The organism is Pseudomonas sp. O230, assembly GCF_045447035.1.
In the GTDB taxonomy this organism is placed as follows: Bacteria; Pseudomonadota; Gammaproteobacteria; order Pseudomonadales; family Pseudomonadaceae; genus Aquipseudomonas.
On record NZ_JBJGXN010000003.1, the window covers coordinates 393,447 to 411,367 of the forward strand.

Here is a 17,921-nt window from a genome sequence, read left to right on the forward strand (position 1 = left end):
AAAAAAACCGCCTTCGGGCGGTTTTTTTATGACTGGATCAAGGCTTGCTTCAGTTCGACACCGTTTCTTTTTGAGTGGCGGATGTGGGCTTTTCGTTTGCGCCAACCACCATAATCTTCACTGCGTGCAGGCCTTTTGGGCCCTGAACGATATCAAAGGTTACGATCTGCCCGGCCTTGAGGGTCTTGTATCCATTCATATCAATGGCCGAATAGTGGGCAAAGAAGTCGATTTCTTTGCCATCCTCGTCACGACCTTCTCTGGCGTCGGTGTTAATGAAACCGAATCCCTTGGCATTGTTGAACCATTTCACCTTGCCGACTGCCATGCTCATATCCCTCTGCAACAGACTCCATCACTGGAGTATCATCCAGTACATCCGCAGTCGAATCCTGTAAATAAGATTGACTCCGCGGACCTTTTTTACCCACTGTGGGCTCTATTGGTTGTAACACCGTTTTGCCGATAGTCAAGGTGACCCGGCATTCGGTGTTGAAATCGTTCATGACCGTCCCCACTACTGTATTCGCACAACTGACGAACCTTTCTTTCCATGCATGCAATCAGCCAGATTCGACTAACATTCAATCAGGATCGCCCTGATTCACACGACGACGATTCCGCAGGCATTGCTGTTCAGGAGGCCAAGCCTGCTTTACAGGCGCCGCCGATGTACAAGGTGGTTTTGTTCAATGATGACTACACACCGATGGATTTCGTCGTCGAAGTGCTCGAGGTGTTTTTTAACCTGAATCGCGAGCTGGCGACCAAGGTCATGCTGGCCGTCCACACAGAAGGACGGGCAGTATGTGGAGTGTTTACCCGCGACATTGCGGAGACCAAGGCCATGCAGGTCAACCAGTACGCCAGGGAAAGCCAGCATCCGCTACTCTGTGAAATCGAGAAGGACGGTTAATCGCCGACCACTTGGGTATGAGGTGAAGCTATGTTAAACCGCGAGCTCGAAGTCACCCTCAATCTTGCCTTCAAGGAGGCCCGTTCGAAGCGTCATGAGTTCATGACCGTCGAACATCTTCTGCTGGCCTTATTGGACAATGAGGCTGCCGCCACCGTTTTGCGTGCCTGCGGCGCCAACCTCGACAAACTCAAGCATGATTTGCAGGAGTTCATCGACTCCACCACGCCGTTGATCCCCGTTCATGACGAGGATCGCGAGACCCAACCTACCCTGGGCTTCCAGCGTGTTCTGCAGCGTGCTGTTTTCCACGTACAGAGCTCGGGCAAACGCGAAGTGACTGGCGCCAACGTGCTGGTTGCGATCTTCAGTGAGCAAGAAAGTCAGGCAGTGTTCCTGCTGAAACAGCAGAGCGTTGCGCGCATCGATGTCGTCAACTACATCGCACACGGCATTTCCAAAGTGCCGGGGCATGGCGATCACTCTGAAGGTGAGCAAGATATGCAGGACGACGAGGGCGGCGAGTCTTCTTCTTCAGGCAATCCTCTGGATGCTTATGCCAGCAACCTCAACGAACTCGCGCGCCAGGGTCGTATCGATCCGTTGGTAGGCCGTGAGCTCGAAGTCGAGCGTGTCGCGCAGATCCTCGCGCGTCGGCGCAAAAACAATCCGCTGCTGGTGGGTGAGGCGGGCGTGGGTAAAACCGCGATTGCCGAAGGCCTGGCCAAGCGTATTGTCGACAACCAGGTGCCGGACCTGCTGGCCAACAGCGTGGTGTATTCCCTCGATCTGGGCGCCTTGCTGGCCGGGACCAAATACCGTGGCGATTTCGAGAAGCGCTTCAAGGCGTTGCTCAATGAGCTGAAAAAACGTCCGCAGGCGATCCTGTTCATCGACGAAATCCACACCATCATCGGTGCGGGTGCCGCGTCCGGTGGCGTCATGGATGCCTCGAACCTGCTGAAACCGCTGCTGTCGTCCGGTGATATCCGTTGCATCGGTTCGACCACTTTTCAGGAATTCCGTGGGATCTTCGAGAAGGACCGTGCCTTGGCACGACGCTTCCAAAAGGTCGATGTGTCGGAGCCGTCGGTGGAAGACACCATCAGCATTCTGCGTGGCTTGAAGGGGCGTTTCGAAACGCACCACGGCATCGAGTACAGCGATGAGGCCCTGCGTGCAGCGGCTGAGCTGGCCTCGCGCTATATCAATGATCGGCACATGCCTGACAAGGCTATTGACGTCATCGACGAGGCGGGTGCCTACCAGCGCCTGCAACCGGTCGAGAAGCGCGTGAAACGCATCGAAGTGCCTCAGGTCGAGGACATCGTGGCGAAAATCGCGCGGATTCCGCCTAAGCACGTCAACAGTTCTGATCGAGAATTGCTGCGTAACCTTGAGCGTGACCTGAAGCTGACGGTATTTGGCCAGGATGCCGCCATCGACTCGCTGTCGACCGCGATCAAACTGTCCCGTGCCGGCCTCAAGTCGCCTGACAAACCTGTCGGTTCGTTCCTGTTCGCAGGCCCGACCGGTGTCGGTAAAACCGAAGCGGCACGTCAGTTGGCCAAGGCGCTGGGTATCGAACTGGTTCGCTTTGACATGTCCGAGTACATGGAGCGCCACACCGTATCGCGTCTGATCGGTGCACCTCCAGGTTATGTCGGGTTCGACCAGGGCGGTCTGCTGACCGAAGCCATCACCAAGCAGCCTCACTGCGTGCTGTTGCTCGATGAAATCGAGAAGGCGCATCCGGAAGTCTTCAACCTGCTGCTGCAGGTGATGGACCACGGTACGCTGACCGATAACAACGGGCGCAAGGCGGACTTCCGTAACGTGATCGTCATCATGACGACCAACGCCGGTGCCGAAACCGCAGCGCGTGCTTCGATCGGTTTCACCCATCAGGACCACTCGTCCGATGCGATGGAAGTGATCAAGAAGAGCTTCACGCCGGAGTTCCGCAACCGTCTGGACACCATTATCCAGTTTGGTCGCCTCAGCCATGAGGTCATCAAAAGCGTGGTGGACAAGTTCCTTACCGAGCTTCAGGCGCAGCTGGAAGACAAGCGCGTGCAGCTGGAAGTGACCGACGCGGCGCGCAGCTGGCTGGCAGCCGGTGGCTACGACTCGGCAATGGGCGCTCGGCCGATGGCGCGTTTGATCCAGGACAAGATCAAGCGTCCGCTGGCGGAAGAGATCCTCTTTGGCGAACTGGCTGACCATGGTGGCGTGGTACACATTGACCTGAAGGACGGCGAGCTGACCTTCGAGTTCGAAACCACGGCGGAAATGGCCTGACGTTAAATCGTGATAAAGCAAAAGGCGCCGGAAGGCGCCTTTTTGCTGTCTGCCAGTCACACGCCGATCCCCTGTGGGAGCGAGCCTGTTCGCGATGAGGTCCGTACATTCAACATCAATGCAAGATGATCCAGCGCTACCGCGAGCAGGCTCGCTCCCGCCTATGTAATTGGTGGGTCGCCAAATCGCAGACAAACAAAAACGCCCGGCATAAACCGGGCGTTTTGTATTGACTTGATTAGCGAGCGCGGTAAGTGATGCGCCCTTTGCTCAAGTCATAGGGCGTCAGCTCGACGCGCACTTTGTCACCGGTAAGAATACGAATGTAGTTCTTGCGCATCTTGCCGGAAATATGCGCGGTTACGACGTGCCCATTTTCCAACTCCACGCGAAACATGGTGTTGGGCAGGGTGTCGACGACAGTGCCTTCCATTTCGAAGCTGTCTTCTTTCGACATGCAGTAAAGCCCTCGGTGTCCAATGAATGGCCCGGTGCAACTGCGCCAGGCAAAAGCGGCGTGCATTGTGCCCGAAAAATGGGGTTTAAGCCAAGGGGTTCTAGTTCAGGATGACCCAGCGCTGATTTATCAGCAGTTCGATCGGCCGATATTGGGTCTTGTAGCTCATTTTTTTGCAGTTTTTGATCCAGTACCCGAGGTAGACCGCTTCAAGCCCCAGGCTCTGGGCCTCGGCGATTTGCCAGAGGATCGCGTAGCGCCCCAGGCTGCGGCGTTCTTCAGAGGGTTCGTAGAAGGTGTAGACCGCCGACAGACCGTTCGGCAGCAAGTCGGTGACAGCCACCGCCAGCAGTTGGCCCTCCAGGCGAAATTCGTAGAAGCGCGAAAATGGCAGGTCACGTACCAAGAAGGTCGAGAACTGGTCACGACTCGGCGGGTACATGTCGCCATCGGCATGGCGCTGTTCGATGTAACGCTGATAGAGGTCGAAATACTCTTCGCTGAACTTCGGTTTGTTCGGGCGCACCTGCAGGTCAGCGTTGCGCTTGAAAATGCGTTTTTGCTGACGATTGGGCGAAAATTGCGCCACCGGAATGCGCGCCGGCACGCACGCATTGCAATTCTGGCAATGAGGCCGGTAAAGATGATCGCCACTGCGGCGAAAACCCATTTCAGACAGGTCTGCATAGACATGCACATCCATGGGCTGGCTAGGGTCGAGGAACAGCGTCGTGGCCTGCTCCTCGGGCAGATAACTGCAAGAGTGGGGCTGAGTGGCATAAAACTTCAAACGCGCCAACTCGGTCATGATCAACCCTCGGGATAAGCTTTGAATTAAGTGTAAGCCACGCGGGCAAAAGTCGCTCAGCAAACCCAGCTGGCGCGGTTGGGCTGATCCAGATGCTGCGCCAGGTAACGGGCAAACTCGCGGCGAGGAATGGCGCGTGCACCGAGGCTGTGCAAATGGTCGGTGGGCATCTGGCAGTCGATCAGCACGAAACCCGAGTCTTTCAGATGTTTGACCAGGGTGGCAAAGCCAAATTTGGAGGCGTTGTCGGCGCGGCTGAACATGGATTCGCCGAAAAACAGTTGGCCCATCGCCAGGCCGTAGAGCCCGCCGACCAGTTCCTCTTGGTCCCAGACCTCCACCGAGTGAGCATAGCCACGCTGATGTAGTGCGAGGTAGGCGTTCTGCATTGCTTCGGTGATCCAGGTCCCGTCGGCATAATCCCGCGGTGCAGCGCACGCGCGAATGACCGCGGGAAAATCCTGATCAAAGGTCACTTGATAGCGTTGCTGGCGCAGCAGTTTGTTCAGGCTGCGCGAGACATGCAGTTCGTCGGGAAACAGCACGGTGCGCGGATCCGGCGACCACCAGAGAATCGGCTGGCCTTCCGAGAACCACGGAAAGCAGCCATGGCGATAGGCCTGAATCAGACGGTCGGCGGACAGATCGCCGCCCGCAGCCAGCAACCCGTTGGGATCGCGCATGGCTTTATCCAGCGGCGGGAAGGTCAGGGTGTTGCGTTGTAACCAAGTCAGCATGGCATCCGGGCTTACAGAAGGGGGAGGGCAGAGGTGGGCGGGTGGGCCCACCATGAAGTTTGCCGTCAAACGGTCGGAATGTCGTCGAGGTATTTCTCGGCGTCGAGTGCGGCCATGCAGCCGGCACCGGCGGAAGTGACGGCTTGACGATAAACGTGGTCGGCTACGTCTCCGGCGGCGAACACGCCGGGGATCTCGGTGGCGGTGGCATCGCCTTCGTTGCCGCCCCTGACCAGCAGGTAACCGTCACGCATTTTTAACTGGCCTTCGAACAGCTCGGTGTTGGGCTTGTGGCCAATGGCGATGAACACGCCGGCCACCGGCAGTTCGATGGTTTCGCCGCTATGGCTTCCGCGTAGGCGAACGCCGGTCACGCCGCTGGCATCGCCCAGCACTTCTTCGAGATTCTGGTTCCAGTGCAATCGGATATTGCCGTTGGCGGCTTTTTCGAAGAGTTTGTCCTGAAGGATTTTCTCCGAACGCAACTTGTCGCGTCGGTGAATCAAGTGGACTTCCTTGGCAATGTTGGACAAATACAAGGCTTCTTCAACGGCGGTATTACCGCCACCGACTACGGCGACCACCTGATTGCGGTAAAAGAAACCGTCGCACGTTGCGCAAGCTGAAACACCTCTGCCGGCAAAAGCCTCTTCCGAAGGCAGACCCAAATACTGCGCCGACGCGCCGGTGGCAATAATCAGTGCGTCGCACGTATAAGTGCCGCCGTCGCCGATAAGTTCGAACGGGCGTTGTTGCAACTTGGCTGTGTGGATGTGGTCGTAAACGATCTGTGTGTCAAAGCGCTCGGCGTGTTTTTGCATGCGTTCCATGAGTGCCGGGCCGGTCAGGCCTTCGACGTCACCGGGCCAGTTATCGACTTCGACGGTGGTGGTGAGCTGGCCACCTGCCTGTATGCCGGTAATGACCACGGGTTTGAGGTTGGCGCGGGCGGCATAAACGGCTGCGCTGTAACCGGCGGGGCCGGAACCCAGAATGATCAGGCGGCAATGCTTGGATTCGCTCATAAAACACCTCATAAGCCTTTGTCACAAAAGAGAATGCGTGCTCAAATTGAATCGCAGGTTATAGGCCGTTAGCTATGCATGATGCATGGCCTGCCAGCATGGCATCGTACGAACAAACCCGTACAATGCGTGCCGGTCACTTGAATATTCAGTGCGCGCCGTGTTTATAAAAACCGGAGTGCAGTGTTAAAAGTAGTCCCAGTTGCGCCTGTTAACTTTTTTACCTGCCTGGATTGGGCAGTTTTTTATAGTCATTCAACAGATGGACGCGCCATAGGCGCAGGAAAAGTAGCGTTTTGAAGAAATCCACCGCAGCACCTAAACCAGCCGTCGTTCCACTCTGGCGCCAGCATTTGCACTACCGGCTCAAGGAAGGTGCATTGATTGCCATTGGCGCCTTGTGCCTGTTCCTGATGATGGCCTTGTTGACCTATGGCAAGGACGATCCGGGCTGGAGTCATAACAGCAAGATCGACGACGTGCAGAACTTCGGCGGTCCGGCCGGTTCCTACAGCGCCGACATCCTGTTCATGGTGCTGGGTTACTTCGCCTACATCTTCCCGTTGTTGCTCGCGGTCAAGACCTACCAGATCTTCCGTCAACGCCATGAGCCGTGGCAGTGGAGCGGCTGGCTGTTCTCCTGGCGCCTGATCGGTCTGGTGTTCCTGGTGCTGTCGGGCGCGGCCCTGGCCCACATCCATTTCCATGCCGCGACCGGTCTGCCGGCCGGCGCGGGCGGCGCATTGGGCGAAAGCCTTGGCGACCTGGCCCGCAATGCACTGAACATTCAGGGCAGCACCTTGCTGTTCATCGCACTGTTCCTGTTCGGCCTGACGGTGTTCACTGACCTGTCGTGGTTCAAGGTGATGGACCTCACGGGCAAGATCACCCTCGACCTGTTCGAACTGTTCCAGGGCGCTGCCAACCGCTGGTGGGCCGCCCGTGTCGAGCGCAAGCAGCTGGTTGCGCAGTTGCGTGAAGTCGACGATCGCGTGCATGACGTGGTCGCGCCGACCGTTACCGACAAGCGCGAGCAAGCCAAGGTCAAGGAGCGCCTGATCGAGCGCGAGCAAGCCCTGAGCAAGCACATGTCGGACCGCGAGAAGCAGGTGCCGCCGGTGATTGCTCCCGCGCCGCCGAAACCCGCAGCGCCGAGCCAACGCGTAGAAAAAGAGAAACAGGCGCCGCTGTTCGTCGACAGCGCCGTCGAAGGCACCTTGCCGCCGATCTCGATTCTTGACCCGGCCGAAAAGAAACAACTCAACTATTCCCCGGAGTCGCTGGCAGCCGTCGGTCACTTGCTGGAAATCAAGCTCAAGGAATTCGGCGTCGAAGTCTCGGTGGATTCGATCCACCCGGGCCCGGTGATTACCCGTTACGAAATTCAGCCCGCCGCCGGGGTCAAGGTCAGTCGCATATCCAACCTGGCGAAAGACCTCGCGCGTTCCCTGGCCGTGACCAGTGTGCGGGTAGTGGAAGTGATTCCGGGCAAGACCACCGTCGGTATCGAGATTCCCAACGAAGACCGGCAGATCGTGCGTTTTTCCGAAGTGCTGTCGACCCCCGAGTACGACAACTTCAAATCGCCGGTCACCCTGGCCCTCGGTCATGACATCGGCGGCAAGCCGGTTATTACCGACCTGGCGAAAATGCCGCACTTGCTGGTGGCCGGTACGACCGGTTCCGGTAAGTCGGTGGGGGTGAACGCGATGATCCTGTCGATCCTGTTCAAGTCCGGCCCGGAAGACGCCAAGCTGATCATGATCGACCCGAAAATGCTTGAGCTGTCGATCTACGAAGGCATTCCGCACCTGCTGTGCCCGGTGGTGACCGACATGAAGGACGCGGCCAACGCCCTGCGCTGGAGCGTCGCGGAGATGGAGCGTCGCTACAAGTTGATGGCGAAGATGGGCGTGCGCAACCTGTCCGGCTTCAACGCCAAGGTCAAGGAAGCCCAGGACGCCGGCACGCCGCTTTCCGATCCGCTGTACAAACGCGAAAGCATTCATGACGAAGCACCGCTGCTGACCAAGCTGCCGACCATCGTTGTGGTGGTCGATGAATTTGCCGACATGATGATGATCGTCGGCAAGAAGGTTGAAGAACTGATCGCCCGTATCGCCCAAAAGGCCCGTGCCGCCGGCATCCACTTGATCCTCGCGACCCAGCGTCCGTCGGTCGACGTGATCACCGGTCTGATCAAGGCGAACATCCCGACGCGCATGGCGTTCCAGGTGTCGAGCAAGATCGACTCGCGGACCATCATCGACCAGGGCGGCGCCGAACAACTGCTGGGCCACGGTGACATGCTCTACATGCCGCCAGGCACCAGTCTGCCGATTCGTGTTCACGGCGCGTTCGTCTCCGATGAAGAGGTTCACCGGGTGGTCGAAGCCTGGAAACTGCGCGGCGCCCCGGAATATAACGATGACATCCTCGCCGGTGTCGAAGAGGCCGGTAGCGGCTTTGAGAATGGCGGTGGTGGCGGTGACGACGACGCTGAAACCGATGCGCTGTACGACGAAGCGGTGCAGTTCGTGCTGGAAAGCCGTCGTGCGTCCATCTCTGCGGTTCAGCGCAAGTTGAAAATCGGCTACAACCGCGCCGCACGCATGATCGAAGCCATGGAAATGGCCGGGGTCGTGACGTCCATGAACACCAACGGTTCGCGTGAAGTCCTGGCCCCTGGCCCGGTACGCGACTGAGTTGAAGTAAGAAGGGTGGTGCAGTGACGCGCCACCCGAATCCCACGAATATTCAAGAGGACTCCCATGCGTCTTATCCGCATGCTGTTGCTGCCGGTACTGGCTTTGACCACGCTCTCGGCCCACGCCGATGACAAGGACGTGGCGCGTCTGACCCAGTTGCTGGAAAAATCCCAGACCCTGACCGCCCGTTTCTCGCAGCTGACCCTCGATGGCAGCGGCACGCAGTTGCAGGAAACTGCCGGCGAAATGTCGTTGCAGCGCCCGGGCCTGTTTTACTGGCACACCGATGCGCCCGCCGAGCAAGTTGTGGTTTCCGACGGCAAGAAAGTAACCCTGTGGGACCCGGACTTGCAGCAGGCCACCATCAAAACCCTCGACCTGCGCCTGAGCCAGACCCCAGCCCTGCTGCTGTCTGGTGACGTGTCCAAGATCAAAGAGAGCTTCGACATCAGCGCCAAGGAAGCCGGTGGCGTGATCGACTTCACCCTGAAGCCGAAAACCAAGGACACCCTGTTCGACAGCCTGCGCCTGTCGTTCCGCAACGGCTTGGTGAATGACATGCAAATGATCGACAGCGTCGGCCAGCGCACCAACCTCCTGTTCACCGGCGTGAAGGCCAACGAGCCGATCCCGGCGTCCAAGTTCAAGTTCGACATCCCGAAAGGCGCGGACGTCATTCAAGAGTAAAACGCAGAACCTGTGGGAGCGGGCTTGCCCGCGATGGCGGTATAACATTCAACAACGATGTTGACTGAGCCGACGCCATCGCGGGCAAGCCCGCTCCCACAGGGATTGTGGTGTCTGATCCTTGATTAACTGACATCAGGACCCAGCGAGGTTTTAAAAGTACGTGATGGACCTGTTTCGCAGCGCCCCGATAGCTCAGCCCTTGGCCGCTCGTTTGCGGGCAGCCAATCTGGACGAGTACGTCGGTCAGGAACACCTGCTCGCTCGCGGCAAGCCATTGCGCGAAGCGCTGGAGCAGGGTGCCCTGCATTCGATGATTTTCTGGGGCCCGCCGGGCGTGGGTAAAACCACCCTGGCGCGGTTGCTGGCGGAAGTCTCGGATGCGCACTTCGAAACGGTCTCGGCGGTATTGGCCGGGGTGAAGGAAATCCGTCAGGCGGTGGAAATTGCCAAGCAGCAGGCCGGGCAGTACGGCAAGCGCACCATCCTGTTCGTCGATGAAGTGCATCGCTTCAACAAGTCGCAGCAGGATGCATTTCTGCCGTACGTTGAAGACGGCACGCTGATCTTCATCGGCGCGACCACGGAAAACCCCTCGTTCGAACTCAATAACGCATTGCTCTCCCGGGCGCGTGTCTACGTGCTCAAAAGTCTCGACGAAGCGGCCCTGCGCAAACTGGTGCACCGCGCGCTCACCGAAGAGCGCGGTCTCGGCAAACGGCAACTTGCCCTCAGCGATGAAGGTTTCCAGATGCTGTTGTCCGCCGCCGATGGTGACGGTCGGCGTCTGCTGAACCTGCTGGAAAACGCCTCGGACCTCGCCGAAGACAACAGCGAAATCGGCGTTGATCTGCTGCAAAGTCTGCTCGGCGACACCCGCCGACGATTCGACAAGGGTGGCGAAGCGTTCTACGACCAGATTTCCGCGCTGCATAAATCAGTGCGGGGTTCCAATCCGGATGGCGCGTTGTACTGGTTCGCACGGATGATTGATGGCGGTTGCGATCCGCTGTACCTCGCCCGGCGCGTGGTGCGCATGGCCAGCGAAGACATCGGCAACGCCGATCCGCGCGCATTGAGCCTGTGCCTGGCGGCGTGGGAAGTGCAGGAGCGCCTCGGCAGTCCGGAAGGCGAATTGGCGGTGGCCCAAGCCATCACGTATCTGGCGTGCGCGCCGAAAAGCAACGCGGTGTACATGGGCTTCAAAGCGGCCATGCGCAGCGCCACCGAACATGGTTCGCTGGAAGTGCCGTTGCACCTGCGCAACGCGCCGACCAAGCTGATGAAGCAACTCGGTTACGGCGACGAATACCGCTATGCCCACGATGAGCCAGACGCCTACGCCGCTGGCGAAGATTACTTCCCGCAAGAGCTTGAGCCACAACCGTTCTATCAGCCGGTGCCGCGCGGCCTGGAGCTGAAGATCGGCGAGAAGCTCAATCACCTCGCGCAACTTGACCGTTTAAGCCCCCGGCAGCGGAGAAAATAGTGCTTCCATTGATCGTTGCGGTTTCCGTCGGCGGGATCGCTGGCACCCTGTTGCGTTTCGCCACCGGTAATTGGGTCAACGCTAATTGGCCGCGGCACTTCTATACCGCGACGCTGGCCGTTAATATCGTCGGCTGTTTGCTGATCGGCGTTCTATACGGTCTGTTTTTGATACGCCCGGAGGTGCCGATCGAGGTGCGCGCCGGGTTGATGGTCGGCTTCCTCGGGGGGCTGACGACTTTTTCATCCTTTTCACTGGATACGGTGCGCCTGCTGGAAAGCGGGCAGGTGCTGCTGGCCCTGGGCTATGCTGCCATCAGCGTATTCGGCGGGCTGCTCGCCACCTGGGCTGGCCTGTCCTTGACCAAACTTTGATAACGAGAGACCGACATGCTCGATTCCAAACTGTTACGTAGCAACCTTCAGGACGTAGCGGACCGCCTGGCATCCCGTGGCTATACGCTGGATGTTGCGCGCATCGAAGCGCTGGAAGAACAGCGCAAGACCGTCCAGACCCGCACCGAAGCACTGCAGGCTGAACGTAATGCGCGCTCCAAATCCATCGGTCAGGCCAAGCAGCGCGGCGAAGACATCGCGCCGTTGATGGCGGACGTCGAGCGCATGGCCAACGAATTGAGCGCCGGCAAAGTCGAGCTGGACGCGATCCAGACCGATCTGGATTCGATCCTGCTCGGCATCCCGAACCTGCCGCACGAATCCGTGCCGATTGGCGAAGACGAAGACGGCAACGTCGAAGTGCGCCGCTGGGGCACGCCGACCGCGTTCGATTTCCCGGTTCAGGACCACGTCGCCCTGGGCGAGAAATTCGGCTGGCTGGACTTTGAAACCGCCGCCAAGCTGTCCGGCGCGCGTTTCGCCCTGTTGCGCGGCCCGATTGCCCGCCTGCACCGCACCCTGGCGCAGTTCATGATCAATCTGCACGTTACCGAGCACGGCTACGAAGAGGCTTACACGCCTTACCTGGTTCAAGCGCCGGCGCTGCAAGGCACCGGTCAGCTGCCGAAATTCGAAGAAGACCTGTTCAAGATCGCCCGTGAAGGCGAAGCGGATCTGTACCTGATCCCGACCGCTGAAGTGTCGTTGACCAACATCGTCGCCGGCGAAATCGTCGATTCGAAACTGCTGCCGATCAAGTTCGTCGCCCACACGCCGTGCTTTCGCAGTGAAGCCGGCGCGTCGGGTCGCGATACCCGCGGGATGATCCGTCAGCACCAGTTCGACAAGGTCGAGATGGTGCAGATCGTTGAGCCGTCGACCTCGATGGAAGCGCTGGAAGGCCTGACCGCCAACGCCGAAAAAGTCCTGCAACTGCTGGAGTTGCCTTACCGCACCCTGGCGCTGTGCACCGGCGACATGGGCTTCAGCGCAATCAAGACCTACGACCTGGAAGTCTGGATTCCGAGCCAGGACAAGTACCGCGAGATTTCGTCGTGCTCCAACTGCGGAGATTTCCAGGCCCGTCGCATGCAAGCGCGTTTCCGCAACCCGGAAACCGGCAAGCCGGAACTGGTTCATACCCTCAACGGCTCCGGTCTGGCGGTCGGTCGCACCCTCGTTGCCGTGCTGGAAAACTACCAGCAGGCCGACGGTTCGATCCGCGTGCCTGAAGTATTGAAACCGTACATGGGTGGCCTTGAGGTCATCGGCTAAATGGACTATCTGCCGCTGTTTCACAACCTTCGCGGCAGTCGTGTGTTGGTCGTCGGTGGGGGGGAGATTGCCTTGCGCAAATCCCGCCTGCTGGCCGAAGCCGGTGCGCTGCTGCGGGTGGTCGCGCCTGAAATCGAACCACAACTGCGCGAACTCGTTGCCGGCAGCGGTGGCGAGTGCCTGCTGCGCGGTTACGTCGAGGCGGATCTGGACGGCTGTGGGCTGATCATTGCCGCCACCGATGACGAACCGCTGAACGCACAAGTTTCCGCCGACGCCCATCGGCGTTGCGTGCCGGTCAACGTGGTGGATGCGCCGGCCCTGTGCAGTGTGATCTTCCCTGCGATTGTCGACCGGTCGCCGCTGATCGTTGCCATCTCCAGCGGCGGCGATGCGCCGGTACTGGCGCGGCTGATCCGGGCGAAAATCGAAACCTGGATTCCTTCCACCTACGGTCAACTGGCCGGTCTGGCTGCGCGTTTCCGTAACCAGGTCAAAGGCCTGCTTCCGGATGTGCAGCAGCGTCGGGCGTTCTGGGAAGATGTGTTCCAGGGCCCGATCGCCGATCGGCAACTGGCCGGGCAGGGCGCTGAAGCCGAGCGTTTGCTGCTGGCGAAAATCGCTGGCGAGCCGCCGGCAAAAACCGGTGAAGTGTATTTGGTCGGGGCCGGGCCCGGTGATCCGGACCTGCTGACTTTCCGCGCCTTGCGCCTGATGCAGCAAGCCGATGTGGTGCTCTATGACCGTTTGGTCGCGCCGGCGATTCTCGATTTATGCCGTCGCGATGCCGAGCGCGTGTACGTCGGCAAGCGTCGCGCCGATCACGCAGTGCCTCAGGATCAGATCAACCAGCAATTGGTGGACCTGGCCAAACAGGGCAAGCGCGTAGTGCGGTTGAAGGGCGGTGATCCGTTCATCTTCGGCCGTGGCGGTGAAGAGATCGAAGAGCTGGCGGCCCATGGCATTCCGTTCCAGGTGGTGCCAGGCATCACGGCGGCCAGCGGTTGCGCGGCGTATGCCGGGATTCCGCTGACCCACCGCGATTACGCGCAGTCGGTGCGATTTGTCACCGGGCACCTGAAGGACGGTTCCACCGATTTGCCGTGGGCTGACCTCGTCGCGCCGGCGCAAACCCTGGTGTTCTACATGGGGCTGGTGGGCTTGCCGATCATTTGCGAGCAGTTGATCAAGCACGGGCGCGCGGCGGATACCCCGGCGGCGTTGATTCAGCAAGGTACGACGGTCAATCAGCGGGTATTTACCGGCACCTTGGCCGACCTTCCACGGCTGGTGGCGGAGCATGAAGTACATGCGCCGACGCTGGTGATCGTTGGGGAAGTGGTGCAATTGCGCAAGAAACTGGCGTGGTTTGAAGGGGCTCAATCACAAGTCTGAGCACCGCATTGTCCCCATCGCTGGCAAGCCAGCTCCCACAGGTTTTTTGGTGAAGCTGCAATCTTTGGCATCACCCAAAACCCTGTGGGAGCTGGCTTGCCAGCGATGGGGCCCTCAAAACCTGCAAACATCTCAAACCCTGCGCCAAACCCCTTTCCCGCTCAACCGCGCCCGATCATGGGGGGCGCTGAAATCCTGCTCCGGCCCTTTCGGCACAACCCCGGTCGGGTTAATGGTCTTGTGACTGCCGTAATAGTGATTTTTGATGTGGGTGAAATCCACGGTCTCGGCAATCCCTGGCCACTGATAAATCTCGCGCAGCCAGTTCGACAGGTTCGGGCAATCGGCAATCCGCCGCAGGTTGCACTTGAAGTGCCCGTGGTACACCGCATCAAAGCGGATCAGCGTAGTAAACAGGCGAATGTCCGCCTCGGTCAGGTATTCGCCCACCAGGTAACGATTGGCGCTTAACAGCAGTTCCAATCGATCCAGTTCCGCAAACAGCCCGTCAAACGCTTCTTCATACGCGCTCTGCGACGTCGCAAACCCGGCACGGTAAACGCCGTTGTTCACCGCCGGATAAATCCGCTCATTCAACGCATCGATCTCGCCGCGCAATGGCGCCGGATAGAAATCCAGGTCATTACCGGTCAAGTCATCGAACGCGCCATTGAACATGCGGATGATCTCCGCCGATTCATTGTTGACGATGCGATTTTGCTGCTTGTCCCAGAGCACCGGCACGGTGACACGGCCGGTGTAGTCGGCGGTGTCGGCGGTATAGCGCTGGTGCATGAAGTTGAAGTGATCGAGCTTGTCGCCGGTGGAGCCAAAGTGTTTGTCGAAGGTCCAGCCGTTTTCCAGCATCAGCCAACTGACTACCGACACGTCGATCAGGCTTTCAAGGCCTTTGAGTTTGCGCAGGATCAACGTGCGATGCGCCCATGGACAGGCGAGCGATACGTAGAGGTGATAGCGACCCGCCTCGGCAGCAAAGCCGCCAACGCCGGTCGGGCCAGGCGTGCCGTCGGCGGTCAGCCAGTTTCGACGTTGCGCCTGTTCACGCTGGAACGCGCCGTCCTTGCTGCTTTCGTACCACTGGTCATGCCAGCGACCTTCGACTAACAAACCCATGTTCAAGACTCCTCAACCGGTAAGCGTTGGAGAGGAGTCTATTCGGATAGGTTCGATAAAAAAGCGCAAAGGTTGGGCGCTTATGATCGGTTAAATCGATCTGTCCCGTGCGTCCCAATACTGCCGGGCCGTTTCGAAGGCGGTTTCGCGAGGCTGACCGAGGCCGCGCAGTGCGAGGGCCATGGTCGAGATCAGTGCCATTTGCGGGTAGCTGTCGACCACGTCGCCGCGCCACACGGCTTTCAAATGCTCGGGATCGAGAGAGGCCGGTTTGACATGGCGTTGCGCCGACAACTGCGGCCATTCTTCATCCCAGCTTTCACCGCCGGTGGTGCCGTACAGGTGGCTGTCGGCGTCCGGGTTGATCTCGATTTCGCCGCCATCGCCCTTGATCACAATCGCGGTGTCGCCGAGCAAGCCGCTGGCATCGCGATGCACCGCCTGGTAGCCGGGGTGGAAAATGCTTTGCAGGCCGCAACGAGCGCCCAATGGATTGAGAATGCGCGTCAGGGAGTGGATTGGCGAGCGCAGGCCGAGGGTGTTGCGCAGGTCGATCATCCGTTGCAGCTGCGGTGCCCAATCCACCAGCGGCATGAACGCCAGGCCGCCGTCATCGAGTGCCGAGCCAACCTGTTGCCAGTTACGGCACAACGGGATCTTCAGCTCGTCCAGCAGTTGCTCGCTGTAAAGCCGCCCGGCCGTGTGCGCGCCGCCGCCGTGCATGAAAATCCGCACGCCGTTCTGCGCCAGGCACTTGGCTGCCAGCAGGTACCACGGCAGGTGGCGTTTCTTGCCGGCGTAGGTCGGCCAATCCAGATCGATATTCAAGGCAGGTGGTTGTAAGCGCTCACGCAAGGCTTCGGTGAACCCGGCCATTTCCTCGGCGCTTTCTTCCTTGTGCCGCAACAGCATCAGAAAGGCGCCGAGCTGGGTGTCTTCGACCTTATCGTCGAGCACCATGCCCATGGCTTCGCGCGCTTCCTCGCGGGTCAGGTCGCGGGCGCCGCGCTTGCCTTTGCCGAGGATTCGCACGAATTGGGCGAAAGGGTGCTCGGCGGGCGTTTCGAGGGTCAGCGCTGGATAATCGATCATAAGCAATTCGTCGGTTTGGGCAGGCCCGCCAGTTTCGCGGCGAGTTTGGCAGGGGTGCCTTTGAACAGTCGGTTCAGGTGCAGGCTGTTGCCTTTTTCCGGGCCGAGCTTCAACGCTGTGTATTTGATCAGCGGGCGTGTTGCCGGCGACAGCTGGAACTCGTCGTAGAAGCTGCGTAGCAGTTCGAGGATTTCCCAGTGCTCGGGGCTCAACTCGATGTCTTCGGCGGCGGCGAGGGCGACGGCCGCGTCGCGGGACCAGTCGCTGAGTTCGAGCAGAAAACCGTCCTTGTCCAACTCGATGGCGCGGGTGCCGACGGCCAGGGAATTCATAGCCAACTGTTGACCTTGTCGTAGTGAATCGACAGTTCGACGAAGGCGGGATAGTCGATCGCCTTAGCCGTGTCCGGAACATTCACCGCGCGAGCCTGGGCGTCTTCGGCCAACACCAACAGCGTCGGGTTGCCAGCAATCAGTGCGTTGCAGGGCGCGGTGCCCGGCTGCAACGCATACACCGCGTCGCCGGTCAGCAGCAGCGCGTCGTGCGCGCCGATCAGGCGCAGGCAACTGCTCAGGCGGTCGTCGCCGAACGGGGAATGAGACAACACATGCAAAGTCGACATCAGAGGGTGATCACCTGGTCGTAACGGTCAATAAGGGCGCTGATTTCGCTGGCGGCCAGCACCCGGGCTTCTGCGAGCGTCAAACCTGTCGGGTCCAGCCCGCGTTCAGCGGCGCTGTCGCCACAGACGAACAGGTCTTCGACGCCGAACATTGGCAACGCTTGCAGGTTGGCGCTCAGGTCTTTCTGTTGCAGGGCCCTGGCGTCCTGTTTCGGCGCGAGCTGGAACACCCCGTCATCAAGAAACAGCAGACCGATCGGCAGGTCGAACGCACCGCCGGCCAACACGATGTCCAGCGCCTCGCGCGCGCTGGGCCCGGACCACGGCGCCTGACGGCTGATAATCAGCAAGGACTTGGGCATGTCACGCACCTCCGAAACAGATCAGTCGGTCGGCATCCTGCACCGCGTCATGCAACTGACCGAGACCGGACAACTCCCATGGCGCGCCGACGGCGACCGCTTCACGTTGATAGCGCTGGGCTTCTTCGTCGTTCAACACACCACGGCGCAGGGCGGCGGCGATGCAGACGACGCCGTCCAGTTGGTGCTCGGCGACAAAGGCGCGCCATTGCTTGGGCAAATCCTGCTCATCCTGCGGCGTGACCACGCTGGCGGACGCGTTGTAGACGCCATCCTGATAGAAAAACAACCGGACAATCTCATGCCCACCGGCCAGTGCCGCCTGGGCGAACAGCAAGGCGCGGCGCGAGGAGGGCGCATGGGCGGCGGAAAACAGCGCGATGGCGAACTTCATGACGGACTCGATCAGTAAAACTGCCGCCATGATAAGGCGTCGACCGAGTTGTCGCCATCGCTGGCAAGCCAGCTCCTACAGGTCCCGTGTCGTTTACACGCCTTCGACCGACCGCAAAACCCTG

General features: G+C 59.6%; 19 protein-coding genes. 8 read left to right on the forward strand and 11 right to left on the reverse strand.

Translation table 11 applies throughout. The features are described from left to right. Positions 1-49: 49 nt before the first annotated feature. Positions 50-328: a cold shock domain-containing protein gene (locus ACI77H_RS08180; protein ID WP_407011392.1), complete on the reverse strand. Its 279-nt coding sequence runs from the start codon at positions 326-328 to the stop codon at positions 50-52. A gap of 225 nt (positions 329-553) precedes the next feature. Between ACI77H_RS08180 and clpS the strand changes: the two genes are divergently transcribed. Both clpS and clpA read left to right on the forward strand, forming a co-directional pair. Then, positions 554-916 (forward strand): ATP-dependent Clp protease adapter ClpS, encoded by a 363-nt coding sequence (clpS, locus tag ACI77H_RS08185; RefSeq protein ID WP_046032480.1) that lies wholly within the window; start codon positions 554-556, stop codon positions 914-916. Between the two features lie 30 nt (positions 917-946). After that, positions 947-3,217: an ATP-dependent Clp protease ATP-binding subunit ClpA gene (gene clpA, locus ACI77H_RS08190; RefSeq protein ID WP_407011394.1), complete on the forward strand. Its 2,271-nt coding sequence runs from the start codon at positions 947-949 to the stop codon at positions 3,215-3,217. A 238-nt stretch (positions 3,218-3,455) separates the two neighbouring features. On the opposite strand, the gene infA is transcribed toward clpA, so the two are convergent. From infA to trxB, 4 genes are all read right to left on the reverse strand, one after another. Then, positions 3,456-3,674, reverse strand: a complete 219-nt coding sequence (gene infA / locus ACI77H_RS08195) for a translation initiation factor IF-1 (protein ID WP_002553999.1) — start codon at positions 3,672-3,674, stop codon at positions 3,456-3,458. 100 nt (positions 3,675-3,774) lie between these two features. Beyond that, positions 3,775-4,482, reverse strand: coding sequence for an arginyltransferase (locus ACI77H_RS08200; protein ID WP_407011395.1), 708 nt, complete (start codon positions 4,480-4,482; stop codon positions 3,775-3,777). Between the two features lie 56 nt (positions 4,483-4,538). Next, positions 4,539-5,219, reverse strand: a complete 681-nt coding sequence (gene aat / locus ACI77H_RS08205; RefSeq protein WP_407011396.1) for a leucyl/phenylalanyl-tRNA--protein transferase — start codon at positions 5,217-5,219, stop codon at positions 4,539-4,541. 65 nt (positions 5,220-5,284) lie between these two features. Continuing rightward, positions 5,285-6,244: a thioredoxin-disulfide reductase gene (gene trxB / locus ACI77H_RS08210; RefSeq protein ID WP_407011398.1), complete on the reverse strand. Its 960-nt coding sequence runs from the start codon at positions 6,242-6,244 to the stop codon at positions 5,285-5,287. 296 nt (positions 6,245-6,540) lie between these two features. Between trxB and ACI77H_RS08215 the strand changes: the two genes are divergently transcribed. From ACI77H_RS08215 to cysG, 6 genes are all read left to right on the forward strand, one after another. After that, entirely contained in the window at positions 6,541-8,949 is a 2,409-nt protein-coding gene (locus tag ACI77H_RS08215) for a DNA translocase FtsK (RefSeq protein WP_407011399.1), read from the forward strand. A gap of 66 nt (positions 8,950-9,015) precedes the next feature. Beyond that, on the forward strand, positions 9,016-9,639 hold the full coding sequence (lolA, locus tag ACI77H_RS08220; RefSeq protein ID WP_407011400.1) for an outer membrane lipoprotein chaperone LolA: 624 nt from the start codon (positions 9,016-9,018) through the stop codon (positions 9,637-9,639). Between the two features lie 166 nt (positions 9,640-9,805). Next, the gene (locus ACI77H_RS08225) at positions 9,806-11,128 is read left to right on the forward strand and encodes a replication-associated recombination protein A (RefSeq protein WP_407011401.1); all 1,323 of its coding nucleotides are present in this window, start codon (positions 9,806-9,808) and stop codon (positions 11,126-11,128) included. Then, positions 11,128-11,502 (forward strand): fluoride efflux transporter CrcB, encoded by a 375-nt coding sequence (gene crcB, locus ACI77H_RS08230; RefSeq protein ID WP_407011403.1) that lies wholly within the window; start codon positions 11,128-11,130, stop codon positions 11,500-11,502. The genes ACI77H_RS08225 and crcB overlap by 1 nt, the downstream gene beginning before the upstream one ends. A 15-nt stretch (positions 11,503-11,517) precedes the next feature. Further along, positions 11,518-12,798 (forward strand): serine--tRNA ligase, encoded by a 1,281-nt coding sequence (serS, locus tag ACI77H_RS08235; RefSeq protein WP_407011405.1) that lies wholly within the window; start codon positions 11,518-11,520, stop codon positions 12,796-12,798. After that, on the forward strand, positions 12,799-14,193 hold the full coding sequence (cysG, locus tag ACI77H_RS08240) for a siroheme synthase CysG (RefSeq protein WP_407011406.1): 1,395 nt from the start codon (positions 12,799-12,801) through the stop codon (positions 14,191-14,193). A 132-nt stretch (positions 14,194-14,325) separates the two neighbouring features. Here the strand turns inward: cysG and ACI77H_RS08245 are convergent, their stop codons facing one another. The 6 genes from ACI77H_RS08245 to tusD all read right to left on the reverse strand — a co-directional run bounded on the left by ACI77H_RS08245 (position 14,326) and on the right by tusD (position 17,797). Then, positions 14,326-15,327, reverse strand: a complete 1,002-nt coding sequence (locus ACI77H_RS08245; RefSeq protein ID WP_407011407.1) for a glutathione S-transferase family protein — start codon at positions 15,325-15,327, stop codon at positions 14,326-14,328. Between the two features lie 90 nt (positions 15,328-15,417). Then, positions 15,418-16,419, reverse strand: a complete 1,002-nt coding sequence (locus tag ACI77H_RS08250) for a glycosyl transferase family protein (protein ID WP_407011409.1) — start codon at positions 16,417-16,419, stop codon at positions 15,418-15,420. Further along, positions 16,416-16,751 (reverse strand): TusE/DsrC/DsvC family sulfur relay protein, encoded by a 336-nt coding sequence (locus ACI77H_RS08255; RefSeq protein ID WP_407011411.1) that lies wholly within the window; start codon positions 16,749-16,751, stop codon positions 16,416-16,418. The genes ACI77H_RS08250 and ACI77H_RS08255 overlap by 4 nt, the downstream gene beginning before the upstream one ends. Continuing rightward, positions 16,748-17,041, reverse strand: a complete 294-nt coding sequence (gene tusB, locus ACI77H_RS08260) for a sulfurtransferase complex subunit TusB (RefSeq protein WP_407011412.1) — start codon at positions 17,039-17,041, stop codon at positions 16,748-16,750. Before tusB ends, ACI77H_RS08255 begins: the two co-directional genes overlap by 4 nt. Then, positions 17,041-17,403: a sulfurtransferase complex subunit TusC gene (gene tusC, locus ACI77H_RS08265; RefSeq protein ID WP_407011413.1), complete on the reverse strand. Its 363-nt coding sequence runs from the start codon at positions 17,401-17,403 to the stop codon at positions 17,041-17,043. The genes tusB and tusC overlap by 1 nt, the downstream gene beginning before the upstream one ends. Before the next feature lies 1 nt (position 17,404). After that, positions 17,405-17,797: a sulfurtransferase complex subunit TusD gene (gene tusD, locus ACI77H_RS08270; RefSeq protein WP_008029488.1), complete on the reverse strand. Its 393-nt coding sequence runs from the start codon at positions 17,795-17,797 to the stop codon at positions 17,405-17,407. Between the last annotated feature and the right edge of the window lie 124 nt (positions 17,798-17,921).